The following is a 259-nucleotide window of genomic DNA, read 5'->3' on the forward strand; positions in this document are numbered from 1 at the left end:
CCCCATTTATCTTCATTCCACCCAGTAATTTGACCCTCTTTAATAGAGACTATCTCTATTTTGGCTCCAGCATTCAATAATGCATCACGCGGAGAAAACAGCTCACTTTGTTCAAAGCCATCAGTGGCTAGAATTGCAATTTTTTTACCTTCAAGTGGCGTGCGAGATTGTAATTTATTCATTTGGCTCTCCTTATTAAATAATTAAGTGTTTAACTCACTGTATAGTAAGCACATCGGATGCCAGCTTTAACTTACTG

At 37.8% G+C, this 259-nt stretch carries 1 protein-coding gene; it reads right to left on the bottom strand.

Annotated elements, in window-relative coordinates; all coding sequences use genetic code 11:
- Positions 1-182: DJ-1/PfpI family protein (locus CWB72_RS20430; RefSeq protein WP_171037380.1), on the bottom strand; the 182-nt coding region annotated here is incomplete at its 3' end.
- Positions 183-259: the final 77 nt, after the last annotated feature.

This window comes from Pseudoalteromonas phenolica (assembly GCF_005886345.1).
Taxonomy (GTDB): Bacteria; Pseudomonadota; Gammaproteobacteria; order Enterobacterales; family Alteromonadaceae; genus Pseudoalteromonas; species Pseudoalteromonas phenolica_A.